General features: G+C 66.2%; 14 protein-coding genes and 1 tRNA gene. 6 read left to right on the top strand and 9 right to left on the bottom strand.

The window, feature by feature from the left end; translation table 11 throughout:
- Positions 1–11: 11 nt before the first annotated feature.
- The 8 genes from rplS to OKA11_RS16050 form a co-directional block, all read right to left on the bottom strand.
- Complete coding sequence (gene rplS, locus OKA11_RS16085; protein WP_142632780.1) at positions 12–380, bottom strand: 50S ribosomal protein L19; 369 nt, start codon at positions 378–380, stop codon at positions 12–14.
- Positions 377–1,123: a tRNA (guanosine(37)-N1)-methyltransferase TrmD gene (trmD, locus tag OKA11_RS16080; protein WP_267222104.1), complete on the bottom strand. Its 747-nt coding sequence runs from the start codon at positions 1,121–1,123 to the stop codon at positions 377–379. Before trmD ends, rplS begins: the two co-directional genes overlap by 4 nt.
- Entirely contained in the window at positions 1,120–1,461 is a 342-nt protein-coding gene (locus OKA11_RS16075) for a hypothetical protein (protein WP_267222102.1), read from the bottom strand. The genes trmD and OKA11_RS16075 overlap by 4 nt, the downstream gene beginning before the upstream one ends.
- Before the next feature lie 92 nt (positions 1,462–1,553).
- Complete coding sequence (rimM, locus tag OKA11_RS16070) at positions 1,554–2,078, bottom strand: ribosome maturation factor RimM (protein WP_267222100.1); 525 nt, start codon at positions 2,076–2,078, stop codon at positions 1,554–1,556.
- Between the two features lie 18 nt (positions 2,079–2,096).
- Positions 2,097–2,525, bottom strand: coding sequence for a 30S ribosomal protein S16 (gene rpsP / locus OKA11_RS16065; RefSeq protein ID WP_086493416.1), 429 nt, complete (start codon positions 2,523–2,525; stop codon positions 2,097–2,099).
- 30 nt (positions 2,526–2,555) lie between these two features.
- Positions 2,556–4,004, bottom strand: coding sequence for a signal recognition particle protein (gene ffh / locus OKA11_RS16060; RefSeq protein ID WP_267222096.1), 1,449 nt, complete (start codon positions 4,002–4,004; stop codon positions 2,556–2,558).
- A 206-nt stretch (positions 4,005–4,210) separates the two neighbouring features.
- Positions 4,211–4,286 (bottom strand) — tRNA-Ala (locus tag OKA11_RS16055).
- A gap of 314 nt (positions 4,287–4,600) precedes the next feature.
- Positions 4,601–4,921 (bottom strand): TIGR02300 family protein, encoded by a 321-nt coding sequence (locus tag OKA11_RS16050; protein ID WP_142632774.1) that lies wholly within the window; start codon positions 4,919–4,921, stop codon positions 4,601–4,603.
- A 204-nt stretch (positions 4,922–5,125) separates the two neighbouring features.
- Between OKA11_RS16050 and aroA the strand changes: the two genes are divergently transcribed.
- The 6 genes from aroA (at position 5,126) to OKA11_RS16020 (ending at position 11,109) form a co-directional block, all read left to right on the top strand.
- A complete protein-coding gene (gene aroA / locus OKA11_RS16045) occupies positions 5,126–6,460 on the top strand; it encodes a 3-phosphoshikimate 1-carboxyvinyltransferase (RefSeq protein ID WP_267222152.1) in 1,335 nt (444 codons plus the stop codon).
- Positions 6,461–6,630: 170 nt separating this feature from the next.
- On the top strand, positions 6,631–6,876 hold the full coding sequence (locus OKA11_RS16040) for a hypothetical protein (protein WP_267222093.1): 246 nt from the start codon (positions 6,631–6,633) through the stop codon (positions 6,874–6,876).
- Positions 6,877–6,952: 76 nt separating this feature from the next.
- Positions 6,953–7,576 (top strand): (d)CMP kinase, encoded by a 624-nt coding sequence (locus tag OKA11_RS16035; protein ID WP_267222090.1) that lies wholly within the window; start codon positions 6,953–6,955, stop codon positions 7,574–7,576.
- Between the two features lie 240 nt (positions 7,577–7,816).
- Positions 7,817–9,532, top strand: a complete 1,716-nt coding sequence (gene rpsA / locus OKA11_RS16030) for a 30S ribosomal protein S1 (RefSeq protein ID WP_142632771.1) — start codon at positions 7,817–7,819, stop codon at positions 9,530–9,532.
- Positions 9,533–9,785: 253 nt separating this feature from the next.
- Positions 9,786–10,544, top strand: coding sequence for a hydroxyacylglutathione hydrolase (gene gloB / locus OKA11_RS16025; RefSeq protein WP_267222087.1), 759 nt, complete (start codon positions 9,786–9,788; stop codon positions 10,542–10,544).
- A gap of 16 nt (positions 10,545–10,560) precedes the next feature.
- Positions 10,561–11,109 carry a nucleoside 2-deoxyribosyltransferase domain-containing protein gene (locus OKA11_RS16020; RefSeq protein WP_267222085.1) on the top strand — a complete coding sequence of 183 codons (549 nt, stop codon included), beginning with the start codon at positions 10,561–10,563 and terminating at the stop codon, positions 11,107–11,109.
- 9 nt (positions 11,110–11,118) lie between these two features.
- On the opposite strand, the gene purT is transcribed toward OKA11_RS16020, so the two are convergent.
- Complete coding sequence (purT, locus tag OKA11_RS16015) at positions 11,119–12,285, bottom strand: formate-dependent phosphoribosylglycinamide formyltransferase (RefSeq protein ID WP_267222083.1); 1,167 nt, start codon at positions 12,283–12,285, stop codon at positions 11,119–11,121.
- Between the last annotated feature and the right edge of the window lie 22 nt (positions 12,286–12,307).

Below are 12,307 nucleotides of genomic sequence, written 5' to 3'. Positions count from 1 at the left end.
ATCGCCCGGGCTTACGCCTTGGGTTCGTTGACCCGGCGCTCGGCGATACGGGCGCGCTTGCCGGTACGACCACGCAGGTAGTACAGCTTCGCACGACGCACGACGCCGCGACGGACGACGGTGATCGAATCGATGTTCGGCGAGTAGAGCGGGAATACGCGCTCAACGCCTTCACCGAAGCTCATCTTGCGGACGGTGAAGTTCGAACCCATGCCACGGTTCGAACGCGCGATGCACACGCCTTCGTACGCCTGGACGCGGGTACGGGTGCCTTCAACCACCTTCACGCCGACGCGGACGGTGTCGCCCGGACGGAAGGTCGGGATATCCTTGGCGGCCTTGGCAATTTCCTCGGCCTCGATCTGCTGAATCAGGTTCATGAACCTAAGTCCTCGTTTTTGCGCCGCGCACCAGAGGCAGACTGGCCCCGAACGCCACTGTGACGTTCCCAAAGGTCCGGCCTGCGTGACCGTGTATCTTCCTCCGCCTGCCGTTTCCGCCAGGCGGCGATCTTCGCATGATCCCCCGATCGCAGCACTTCAGGGATCGTGCGCCCTTCCCACTCGGTGGGTCGGGTATATTGCGGGTATTCGAGAAGACCGTCCTCGAACGATTCCTCGGTCCCGCTGGAAGCGGCGCCCATTACGCCGGGAAGCAGCCGAATGCAAGCGTCAAGCAGCAGGATCGCCGCCGGTTCGCCGCCCGAAAGCACCGCGTCGCCGACCGACATCTCCTCCACCTGGCGCCCTTCGAAGATGCGCTCGTCAAACCCCTCGAAGCGGCCGCACAGGATGGTCACGCCCGGCCCTTGCGCCAGTTCGCGCACGCGTGCCTGCGAGATCGGCTTGCCGCGCGGGGTCATGGCGATGATCGGCGCGTCGGGATTGATCGTGCGGGCATGGTCGATGGCCGCGGCCAGAACGTCGACCTTGAGCACCATCCCGGCACCGCCGCCCGCCGGGGTATCGTCGACGGTGCGGTGCCTGTCGGTGGTGAAGTCGCGGATGTGGACCGGGTTCATGGCCCACTTGCCCTCGGCAAGCGCCCTGCCCGCAAGGCTGATGCCAAGCGTGCCGGGGAACATCTCGGGGTAGAGGGTGAGGACGGTGGCGTTGAAAGTCATGTGAATATATCTGCTTCGGGTACGGGCGCGTTGCGCCGTGCCAGATAGACTGCGCCCCCCGCTGTCAACACCCCTCCGACAAAACCGCCCAGCGCGATCAGCAGGCCGCCAACGGCGGTATCCCGATCCTCGTCGCACCGGTCGATCACGCATTGCCGCGGCGTCGCGGTGAACGTCAGCACAAACACGAGCACGCATGGCGCCGCGATCAGGGCAGCCAGCGGCGAGGCCGACACCAGCACGATCCGGCGCCGCGACCAGTCCTTGCGCCAGCGCAGCAGCCCCCCGGCAAACAAGACCGGGAACACCAGGAAAAACAGGCCAAGCAGATAGATCATGGAAAGCTCCCGACCCCGGGCGAGCCGCCCCCGCCAGCGCGCCGGACCGCCGCCCGATGCAAGAAAGGCCGCCCCGAAGGGCGGCCTTTCCTTTATTCTTCCGCAAAAGCCGCGTTGACGACAATGCGTTCGTGATCCCACTCGGGAACGGCGGCGGTGGTCATCGGCACCATGAAACGGCGCCGTTTTCCATCCTCGCCTACCGGACGCTCGATCTCGATCACGTCGCCGGCGCCGAAGTTCTCGACCCCGATGCAGGTGCCCAGTTCGTCACCCGCGTCGGAAACGGCGCGCAGGCCCAGAAGGTCGGCGTGATAATACTCGCCCTCCTCCAGTTCCGGCATCGACGCGCGCGGAACGGTGAGCGCGGTGCCGCGCAGCTTCTCGGCAGCCGTACGATCCGGCACTTCCTCGAAACGCGCAATCGCACCGCCCTTGCCGTCATCGCGCAGCTTGGCGAGCGTCAGAGTGGAATCCCTGCCCATTGACTCGTTGAAGGCGCGGTAGCGCTTGAGCGCCGCCACGCCTTCACCGAACAGCTTGAGGCGAACCTCGCCCGTCACGCCGTGCGCGCCAGTGATGGCAGCAAGCGTGACGGGGCGGTCTTGACCAGCCATCTGGATCCGACCTGAAGCTTAGGCTTCGGTCGATTCCTCGGCAGCTGCTTCAGCCGGAGCTTCTTCAGCGGCCGGAGCGGCAGCAGCAGCGGCGGCAGCTTCTTCAGCTTCGCGCAGCTTTTCAGCCTTTTCTTCAGCGCGGTCCTTGGCCTTCTGGCCCGGTTCGCCCTTCTTGGCGTTCACGGTAGCAGCGCGCTCCTTGATGCCGGCCTTGTCGAGCAGGCGGGCAACACGGTCGGTCGGCTGGGCGCCAACGCCGAGCCAGTAACGCACGCGGTCTTCGACCAGACGGACGCGGTTTTCGTCGTCCTTGGCGAGGATCGGGTTGTAGGTGCCGACCTGCTCAAGATACTTGCCGTCGCGCGGAGCGCGCGAGTTGGAGACGACGATCTTGTAGTAAGGACGCTTCTTCGCGCCACCGCGCGACAGACGGATCGAAACGGACATTGCTCTACCTTTCCTTCAAATCTTCAAAAATTACTTCTTCAGAAACTTGCTGAGATCGGGCCCACCGAGGCCGGGCATACCGCCGGCCCCGCCGCCCCCAAGACCGCCGCCCAATCCGGGCATGGCAGCATCGAGGCCGCCCTTGCCGAACATCGCGGCCAGCCCCTTGAGGCCGCCCATCTTCTTGATCTGCTTCATGGCCTTGGACATCTCGAGGTGCATTTTCAGCAGCTTGTTGACGTCCTGGACATTGGTGCCCGACCCATTGGCGACGCGGATCTTGCGCTTGGCGTTGAGCAGCGCGGGATTGGCGCGCTCCTTCGGGGTCATCGAACCGATGATCGCATCCATGCGCAGCAGCACGCGGTCGTCCATGCCCGAGGCCTGCATCGCCGCCTTGGCCTTCTTCATGCCCGGCATCATGCCGGCCAGCGCGCCCAGGCCGCCCATCTTCTGCATCTGGCTGAGCTGCATGCGCAGGTCGTTCATGTCGAACTTGCCCTGCTCCATGCGCTTGGCCAGCGCTTCGGCTTCCTCGACCTTGACCGCCTCGGCCGCCTTTTCGACGATCGAGACGATATCGCCCATGCCGAGGATGCGGTTGGCAACGCGGCTGGGGTGGAAGACCTCAAGGGCCTCCATCTTCTCGCCGGTGCCCGCGAACTTGATCGGCTTGCCGGTCACGGCCCGCATCGACAGCGCCGCACCGCCGCGCGCATCGCCGTCCATACGGGTGAGCACGACGCCGGTAAGATCGACTTCGCCGGCGAACGACTGCGCGACGTTGACCGCGTCCTGACCCGTCAGCGAGTCGACCACCAGCAGCGTTTCACGCGGGGTCGAGATGGCGGCAACCGCCTTCATCTCGTCCATCAGCTGCGTGTCGACGTGGAGACGACCGGCGGTGTCGAGCAGCAGCACGTCCACGGCCTGAAGGCGGGCGGACTGCATCGCGCGGGTGGCGATCTCGGTCGGCTGCTGGCCGGCGATGATCGGCAGGGTGGCGACGCCCACCTGCTCGCCCAGGACGCGAAGCTGTTCCTGCGCCGCCGGACGGTTGACGTCCAGCGAGGCCATCATGACCTTCTTGCCCTGCTTCTCCTTGAGGAGGCGGGCGATCTTGGCGGTGCTGGTGGTCTTACCCGAACCCTGCAGACCGACCATCATGATGACGACGGGCGGAACCGCTTCCAGATCGAGCTCGGCGGTCTGGTCGCCGCCCAGCATCTCGATCAGCGCGTCATTGACGATCTTGACGACCTGCTGGCCGGGGGTGACCGACTTCAGGACCGACTGGCCGACAGCCTGTTCGGTGACCTGATCGATGAAGCGGCGCACGACGGGGAGCGCGACATCGGCTTCGAGCAGCGCGATGCGCACTTCGCGCATGGCATCGCGAACGTCCTGCTCCTTGAGCGCGCCGCGGCCACGCAGCTTGTCGAAAACGCCACCAAGACGATCCGAAAGGCTGTCGAACATGCCTAACTCCACTTTTGACCGACCATCAGGCCAGCCAGAACGCCAAAAACGCCGGTGGGCGAAACCTCGCTGACCGGCGTGACGGAAACCTTATGCGAAAAACGCCGGCGGACGAAACCTCGTCGGCCAGCGTATCGCGTTCCCGCGAAACTGATATGTCGAAATAGCCCGGCAAAGATAAATTTGAAAGGCTGTTTCGGAAGAAATGGTGGAGCCTAGCGGGATCGAACCGCTGACCTCCTGCATGCCATGCAGGCGCTCTCCCAGCTGAGCTAAGGCCCCATTCATTTCACCGGATCGACCCGGGAGGTTCGATCCAATCCCGCTGCAGCGCCGATCGTTGAAGACCGTCTCCGCTTGGGAGGCCGCCCTCTAGATGGGGTTCTCCGGGCTGGCAAGAGGAAATTTTCACCGACCTGTCATTTTTTGAACGGCGGCCGAAAAAGCGGTCCACGCCCTTCCCCACCCCCGCTCAGTCTGAGCCGGTCAAGCGCAATTCCCGCAAATGGATCGGAAGGGGCCATTACCCCGGAAACGAGAAAGGGCGCGGCCACCGAAGCGCCGCGCCCTTTCCTGAAACAGATCCGCTGCGAGGCTTACTCGTCGCGGTCGCCGTCGTCGTCGCCGGCGCCGATGCCGAGATCGTCGTCACCGCCGAGGTCGACGTCGTTGTCCGGCGAATCGCCGTCGTCGTCGATGTCCAGATCGTCGTCGGCGAGATCCGCATCCTCGGTCTCGACGGCTTCCTTCTTCTGGATTTCCTCATAGGGAATCGGCTGCTTGGACTTCAGCACCGGTTCCGGGTGCCACGAATGGCCGCACTCGATGCAGGTGACCGGGTCATCCTTGCCCAGGTCGTAGAAGCGGGTGCCGCATTTCGGGCAGCCGTGCTTGGCGCCCCACTCAGGCTTTGCCATGAAATGTCCTCATTACTGCGCGCCCGAAGAGTACGGGCGAGAATTCCGTGTCTTGATGGGAGGGCCGGCGCGCAAAATCAAGCGTCCCGGCCACATCAGGGCGCGCGCCTTGCCATAGGCCGCAGCCGCTGTCAAAAGCCCGGCGATTTTGCGCCCCGCCAATCGGAAAGAAGCACGCCCGTGAGCCACGACAGCACCACCCCCATGCGCCCCCGCCGTTTCCTGCCCGCAGGACCGCTGAAGGGCAGGATTCGCGTGCCGGGCGACAAGTCGATCAGCCACCGCTCGATCATGCTCGGCGCGCTGGCGGTCGGCGAAACCCGCGTGACCGGCCTGCTGGAAGGCGAGGACGTGCTCGCCACCGCCGCTGCCATGCGCGCGATGGGCGCCACGGTCGAGCGCGTGGGCGCTGGCGAATCCGGGGGCGAATGGCGGGTGAGCGGCGTGGGCGTCGGCGCCCTGCTCCAGCCCGAGGGCCCGCTCGACATGGGCAATTCGGGCACGTCGACCCGCCTCTTGATGGGCCTTGTCGCCAGCCATCCGATCGCGGTCAGCTTCACCGGCGATGCCTCGCTGTCCAAGCGCCCGATGGGCCGGGTGATCGATCCGCTGTCTGAAATGGGTGCCAGCTTCGAAGCCAGCGAGGGCGGCCGCCTGCCGCTGATCGTGCGCGGCGCCACACCTGCGGTGCCGATCACCTACCGCCTGCCGGTCGCCTCCGCGCAGGTAAAGAGCGCGATCCTGCTCGCCGGCCTCAATACGCCGGGCGAGACCACCGTGATCGAGCCGGTGCCGACCCGCGACCATTCCGAACGCATGCTCAAGGGCTTCGGCGCCGACCTTACCGTCACCGTGGAGGCGGACGGCACCCGCATCATCACCATCAAGGGCGAGGCCGAACTCAAGCCCCAGGTGATCGACGTGCCGGGCGACCCCTCCTCGGCGGCCTTCTTCATCGTTGCCGCGCTGGTGACGCCGGGCAGCGAAGTGGTGATCGAGAACGTCGGCCTCAACCCCACTCGCGCGGGCCTTGTCGAAGTGCTGCGCCAGATGGGCGGCCAGATCGAGTTCCTCAGCGAGCGCGAAGTCGGCGGTGAGCCGGTGGCCGACCTGCTGGTCAGGCACTCCGCGCTCAAGGGCATCACCGTCGATCCCGCCATCGCGCCGGCCATGATCGACGAGTTCCCCGTCCTCTTCGTCGCCGCCTCGCTGGCCGAGGGCGTCACCGTCACCAGCGGACTCGACGAACTGCGCGTGAAGGAATCGGACCGTCTCGCCGCCATGGCCGCCGCGCTGACACTGGCCGGCGCGGCGATCGAGGAGCGCGAGGACGGCCTCGTCATCACCGGCACCGGCGGCGCCCCGCTGCCCGGCACGGCGGCGGACGCGCAAGTCACCACCCATCTCGATCACCGCATCGCCATGTCGATGGCGGTCGCCGGTCTCGTCAGCAGCGGCGGTGTCGAAGTAGACGACACCCGCCCGATCGCCACCAGCTTCCCCAACTTCGAGGCGCTGCTGGCCAGCCTCGCGGGATAACGCCCTTCCCCCGGCGGACAGTGCCGTCACGGTCCACCGGGGGACCGTCCACCGGGAGACAGTCTCCCGCGAGACACCCTTTTCGCCAGGCCGCCGCCCTGTTCCCCGAGCCGTCCGGTTACCATTCGACAAGGTTCGCGCGCCTAGCCTCTCGGTGAAGGGAGGCCATCATGACATCGATTCGGGCCGGTCGCGCCGCGCCGATCCACCGCCATCACAGCCTGCGCCGATGGCTTGGCGCCCTGCCCATGCCCTTGCTCGCGGCATTGACCCTGATCCTGCCGCTAGTCGGCGCCAGCATCGGTATCGCGGTGGTCATGATCGCCTGGCTGGCCCGCGATTCGGGCCGCTTCGAACAGGAACTGATCGACATCTACGGTCCCGACAGCCCGGAACTCACCAGCCCGGAGTCCTGAGCCCAGCCTGAGCGCAGCCTGAGCGCAGCCTGATCCGGCCCTTGCCACCCGCCGGCCAAGCCGCCATGACCGCGCGATGATTATCGCCGTAGACGGACCCACCGCATCGGGCAAAGGCACTATCGCCAAGGCCCTCGCCCACCATTTCGGACTGCCCCACCTCGACACCGGCCTGCTCTACCGCGCGGTCGGCCGTCAGTGCTTCCTCGATGGCGGCAACCCCGACGATCCCGTCGATGCCCTTGCCGCCTGCACCTTCCCCGAAGGCCTGCTGGACGATCCCGAACTGCGCTCCGAAGCCAGTGGCGGCCTGGCAAGCCGGGTCTCGGTCCACCCCGCGGTGCGCCAGGCGCTCTACGAACGCCAGCACGCCTTCGCAGTCCAGCCCGACGGCGCCGTGCTCGACGGGCGCGACATCGGCACCGTGATCGCCCCGGAAGCCGAAGTGAAGCTTTTCGTCGTGGCTTCGGTCGAAGCCCGCGCCCAGCGCCGCTTCCTCGAAATGCAGGCCCATGGCCGCGACGTCACCCTGGAGGCGATCACCGCCGACCTCGCCGCCCGCGACGAGCGCGACCGGGGGCGCAAGGACGCACCGCTGATCGCCGCCGCCGATGCCATCGAGATCGACACCTCGGAACTCAAGCGCGAGGAAGCCATCGCCGCCGCCATCGCCGCCGTGGATGCACTCAGGGTCGATTAAGCGCCTTTCGGATACGACGAAACCACCCCGCATCCGCCTATTTCCTTGCATTTCACCCCCCATGCGCGTAGGGGCCGCCGGTCTGGAGAACCACCTGGTTCGACAGACGCCGTGGACGGCATTCGGCCCCCACGGCGGTTCGGCCCTTTTGGCCCGGGTTTCGCATGGTGCGAAGCGCGGAGGAAAGACCGGCGGATCAAACCGCCAGGCCGGAAAAAACTAAACAGGATTAAACCTTTAATGGCTACTTCCGCCAATCCGACTCGCGACGATTTCGCGAAGATGCTTGACGATCAGCTCGGCGGTGTCGCCGATGACGGCTTCGAAGGCCGCGTCGTCAAGGGTACCGTCACTGCCATCGAAAACGACAAGGCCGTCATCGACGTGGGCCTGAAGAGCGAGGGCCGCGTTGCCCTGCGCGAATTCGCCCGCGGTGAAGGCGAGCACGGTCTCAAGGTCGGTGACGAAGTCGAAGTTTACGTCGACCGCGTCGAGAACGCCGACGGTGAAGCGATGCTGTCGCGCGACCGCGCACGCCGCGAAGCCGCCTGGGACAAGCTCGAGAACGAATTCGGTGAAGGCAAGCGCGTCGAAGGCGTGATCTTCGGCCGCGTCAAGGGCGGCTTCACCGTCGACCTCGACGGCGCCGTTGCGTTCCTCCCCGGCTCGCAGGTCGACATCCGCCCCGTGCGCGACGTCACCCCGCTGATGGACGTGCCGCAGCCCTTCCAGATCCTGAAGATGGACCGTCGCCGCGGCAATATCGTCGTGTCGCGTCGCGCCGTCCTCGAAGAAACGCGCGCCGAACAGCGCAGCGAGCTGATCGACAAGCTGAGCGAAGGCCAGGTCATCGAAGGCGTCGTCAAGAACATCACCGACTACGGTGCGTTCGTTGACCTCGGCGGCATCGACGGCCTGCTCCATGTCACCGACATGAGCTACAAGCGCGTCAACCACCCGAGCGAAGTGATCGCCATCGGCGACACCGTGAAGGTCCAGATCATCCGCATCAACCAGGACACCCAGCGCATCAGCCTCGGCATGAAGCAGCTGGAAAGCGATCCGTGGGAAGGCGCCGCCGTCAAGTACCCCGTGGGCGCCAAGCTCACCGGCACCGTCACCAACATCACCGAATACGGTGCGTTCGTGGAACTGGAAGCCGGCATCGAGGGCCTTGTCCACGTTTCGGAAATGTCCTGGACCAAGAAGAACGTCCACCCCGGCAAGATCGTCTCGACCTCGCAGGAAGTCGAAGTGGTCGTTCTCGAAGTCGATTCGGACAAGCGCCGCATCTCGCTCGGCCTCAAGCAGGCTCAGCAGAACCCCTGGGAAGCCTTCGCCGAGAAGCACCCCGTCGGTTCGACCGTCGAAGGCGAAGTCAAGAACGCGACCGAATTCGGTCTGTTCATCGGCCTCGACGGCGACGTGGACGGCATGGTTCACATGTCGGACATCGCCTGGGGCATCTCGGGCGAGGACGCGCTGGCTCTGCACCGCAAGGGCGAGCAGGTTTCGGCCGTGGTTCTCGACGTCGACGTCGAGAAGGAACGCATCAGCCTCGGCATGAAGCAGCTTGAGCGTGGTGCTCCGGCAGCTGGCGGCGTTGCCGCTTCGGCCGGCGGCAGCTCGCTGCGCCGCAACGAAGTCGTCACCGTCACCGTTCTCGAAGTTCGCGACGGCGGCCTGGAAGTCCAGGCTGGCGACGATGGCGCCACCGGCTTCATCAAGCGTTCGGACCTCGGCCGCGACCGCGACGAACAGCGCCCCGACCGCTTCCAGGTCGGCCAGAAGCTGGACGCCATGGTCACCGGTTTCGACCGTTCGAAGAAGCCGACCTTCTCGGTCAAGGCTCGCCAGCTTCACGAAGAAAAGGAAGCTGTCGAACAGTACGGTTCGTCGGACTCGGGCGCTTCGCTCGGCGACATCCTCGGCGAAGCTCTCAAGAACCGTTCGTAAGCCGAGCCCAGGAATGCAGGCGACATTTGCATCGCAAATGGCAGCCTGCATTCCGCTCGGGGCGAAGGCCGGCCAGCGGGCATAGCCCGACTGACGTCACGGGATTTACTCCCGTGATGGCCTCGCCACCCGAACTGTCGAGCTTCACCGCCAGGTGAAACAGTAAAGGCCCGTCCGGCCCATTCTCAGGAGTGGCCGGGCGGGCTTTTGCTTTGGGCGTCATTCGCTACATAGGCAGCCAAGGAGAGACCCCATGCTCGAAGTCCACCAGTTCCCCTGCCTCAGCGACAACTACGGCTATCTGCTGCACGATCCCGCCAGCGGCGAAACCGTGTGCATCGATACGCCGGATGCCGAGGAATATCTCAAGCAGGCCGCCGCCAAGGGCTGGCAGATCACCCAGATCTGGAACACCCACTGGCACCCGGACCACGCCGGCGGCAACGGCGCCATCAAGGCGGCGACCGGCTGCACGATCACCGCGCCCGAAGACGATGCCGGCAAGATCGCGGGCGTCGACCGCCGCGTCGATCAGGGCGATACGGTCAGGATCGGCGACTGCACCGCGCAAGTGCTCGACGTCGGCGGCCACACGCTCGGCCACTGCGCCTACTGGCTGCCCGAAGCGCACGTCGCTTTCGTGGGCGATTCGGTCTTTGCGCTCGGCTGCGGCCGCATGTTCGAGGGCACCGCGCCGCAGTTCTGGGAAAGCCTCCAGCGCATCAAGGCGCTCCCCGCCGAAACGCTGCTCTACTGCGCGCACGAGTACACCGCCGCGAACGCCAGGTTCGCGCTCCATGCCGACCCGGACAACGCCGAACTCGCCGCTTATGCCGAGGATGTGGCCCGCGCCCGCGCCGCCGGCATGCCGACCGTTCCCGCCAGGCTGGGCCGGGAACTGCTTACCAACCCGTTCCTGCGCGCCGACGATCCGGCCTTGCAGGCGCGCTGGGGCGGCCATGACGCGGTGGCGACCTTCGCCGCGCTGCGCGAAGCCAAGAACACGTTCTGAGACGGATCAGCCCCCGATGCCCTTTCGCACGTTCGCCCCTCTCCTCGCGCTCGCCGCCGTTCTGGCGAGCGCGGCTCCCGCCATGGCATCCAGCATGATCGTCACGTCTCCGCAGCCCCTGCCCGCCGCGCACGATGTGCCCCGCGTGTTCCCGGGCGGCAGCATCGACATGGGCAGCGCCACCGACTGGCAGGCCGATCTGATCAAGGCCCTGTCGAACGAGAACGTGGTGATCCTCAACCCGCGCCGACCCGACTGGAACCCGGCATGGAAGCCCGAGGCGAGCGAGCCCGAATTCCGCCGCCAGGTCGAATGGGAACTCGCCGCGCTGGAGAGCGCCGACGTGATCGTCATGTACCTTGCGCCCGGCACGCAGAGCCCGGTGAGCCTCTTGGAACTCGGCCTGCATGCGCGCGGCGGCAAGCTGGTGGTGCTCTGCCCCGACGGCTTCTGGCGCAAGGGCAACGTCGACATCACCGCCGCCCGCTATGGCGTCACGCAAGTGGCGACGATGGAGGAACTGCTGGCGGCGGTCCGCCAGCGCATCCACGGCGGGAAGAAGTAAGCCCTCACCTCACTCGTAAACGATCCGCACCTTGCCCGCGGCCTCGGCGGCAACCCGGCGCGCGGTATCGGTGTCCCCGGCCAGCGCCAGCGCAACGCCCATACGGCGGTAGGGGCGCGTTACAGGCTTGGCGAAGACCCGCAGGTCGACCTGCGCCCCCGGTGTCGCCAGCGCCTCGCCAAGGCCCTCGAAAGCGAAGGAATCGCTGTCCCGGTCGGCCAGCACCACCGCCGACGCGCTGGCACCGTGCAGCACGACCTCGGGGATCGGCAGGCCAAGGATCGCCCGCGCATGAAGGTCGAACTCGGACAGGTTCTGGGAGATCAGCGTGACCATGCCGGTATCGTGCGGACGCGGCGAGAGTTCGGAGAAGATCACCTCCTCGCCCTTCACGAAGAACTCGACACCGAACAGGCCGTAGCCGCCCAGATCGTCCACCACCTTCCGCGCCATGTCCTGCGCGGCGGCAATGGCGGCAGGCGCCATGGGCGTGGGCTGCCACGATTCCTGATAGTCGCCGCGCTCCTGCCGGTGGCCGATCGCCGGGCAGAACGACACGCCCTCGCGGCTGCGCACGGTCAGCAGCGTGATCTCGTAATCGAAGGCGACGAATTCCTCGACGATCACCCGCTTGCGGTCACCGCGCATGTTGGCGACGGCGTAATCCCATGCCTTCTCCAGATCGGCGGCATCGCGCACCGTGCTCTGGCCCTTGCCCGAAGACGACATCACCGGCTTGATCACGCAGGGCAGCCCGGTGTGTTCGGCGCCGGCCAGCACTTCCTCGAGGCTTTCGGCATAGCGATAGCGCGAAGTGCGCAGGCCCAGTTCGACAGCGGCCACTTCGCGGATGGCATCGCGGTTCATGGTCATCTGCGTGGCGCGCGCGGACGGCACCACGCAGAAGCCTTCCGCCTCGACTTCGGCCAGCACTTCGGTACGGATCGCCTCCACCTCAGGCACGATGTAGTCCGGCTTGTGCTTCTCGATGGCGGCGCGCAGGCGCTCGCCGTCGAGCATCGAGAAGACCTCGAAGCCATCCGCCAGCTGCATCGCCGGCGCGCCTTCATAGGCGTCGCAGGCGATCACTTCGCAGCCCAGGCGCTTGGCCGAAATGACGAATTCGCGCCCCAGCTCGCCCGAGCCGAGCAGCAGGATCTTCGCGGTATATGCCATGACGGCCGTTCCTTTCGGTTGG

The sequence above is a fragment of the Novosphingobium clariflavum genome, assembly GCF_026420865.1.
In the GTDB taxonomy this organism is placed as follows: Bacteria; Pseudomonadota; Alphaproteobacteria; order Sphingomonadales; family Sphingomonadaceae; genus Novosphingobium; species Novosphingobium clariflavum.
Note: the sequence above shows the minus strand (reverse complement) of the source record. Positions and strands in the feature narration are given on the sequence as shown.